General features: G+C 69.1%; 1 protein-coding gene. It reads left to right on the top strand.

What is annotated here, in order from left to right; genetic code table 11:
- Positions 1 to 113: 113 nt before the first annotated feature.
- On the top strand, positions 114 to 1,293 hold a 1,180-nt coding region (locus ACFFIA_RS42460), incomplete at its 3' end, for an IS110 family RNA-guided transposase (RefSeq protein WP_377263000.1).

Here is a 1,293-nt window from a genome sequence, read left to right as displayed (position 1 = left end):
CCCCGACTGGCAACAGGGCTATGCGCCATCGAGCGCCGCTCAATGAGCGACCGGCAGTGGTGTCCCGGAACCGCCAGGTGCTTCCCCACTGGTAGCGCAGCGGAGAGGCAACAATGAGTTTGACCGACACCACCAGTTCGACGCGACCCAACTCGGCGGGTGTGGACTGGGCCAAGGACGACTACACGGTTTGTGTGATCGACGCCGACGGACAGCCGTTGGAGCGGGTCACGCTGAAATACACCAAGACCGGCCAGCGCCGGCTGACCGACCTGCTCGACCGGCATCACGTGGACGCCATCGGTATCGAACGCCCCGACGGGCCGATCGTCGACACCCTCCTGGCCGCCGACACGACCGTCTACGTGATCCCGCCCTCGCAGGTCAAAGCGCTGCGCCAACGCTACGGCTCGGCCGGGAACAAGGACGACCGGTTCGACGCCTACGTCCTGGCCGACACCGTACGCACCGACCGACGCCGGCTCACCCCGCTCATGCTGGACAGCGAACCGACCACCGCGCTGCGCAAGCTGTGCCGGACCCGCAAGGACCTGGTCGCCCACCGCATCGCGGTCGCCAACCAACTGCGCGCCCACCTGGCCACCACGCTGCCGGCCGCCGTCGACCTGTTCGACGCGATCGACTCGCCGATCAGCCGGCAGTTCCTGACCCGGTTCACCACCCAGGACGCCCTCAACTGGCTGACGCCGGCCCGCCTGGCCGCCTGGCTCAAGAGCGCACGCTACAGCGGCCGCACCAACCCCACAGTGCTGCACCAACGCATCACCGCCGCGCCCCGCGGCGCCACCGGCGACTACGCACGAACCCTGGCCACGATCACCCGCGCCTACCTGGCCACCCTGGCCACCATCACCGCCCAGATCGACGCGCTCAACCAGCAGATCACCGAAAACCTCGACCTGCACCCCGACCGGGACATCTTCACCAGCCTGCCCCGCTCCGGCACCGTCCGCGCCGCCCGACTGCTCGCCGAGATAGGCGACGCCCGCGGCCGGTTCCCCACCCCGGCTTCCCTGGCCTGCCTCGCCGGCGTCGCCCCATCGACCCGACAATCCGGAAAAGTCACCATCGTCGCGTTCCGCTGGGCCGTCGACAAACAACTGCGTGACGCCGTCTGCGACTTCGCCGGCGACAGCCGCCACGCCAACCCCTGGGCCGCCGATCTCTACCAACGCGCCCGCGCCAAAGGACACGACCATCCCCACGCCGTCCGCATCCTCGCCCGCGCCTGGCTGGACATCATCTGGAAATGCTGGACCACCAACACTGCCT

The sequence above is a fragment of the Phytohabitans kaempferiae genome, from assembly GCF_042433955.1.
Taxonomy (GTDB): Bacteria; Actinomycetota; Actinomycetes; order Mycobacteriales; family Micromonosporaceae; genus Phytohabitans; species Phytohabitans kaempferiae.
Note: the sequence above shows the minus strand (reverse complement) of the source record. Positions and strands in the feature narration are given on the sequence as shown.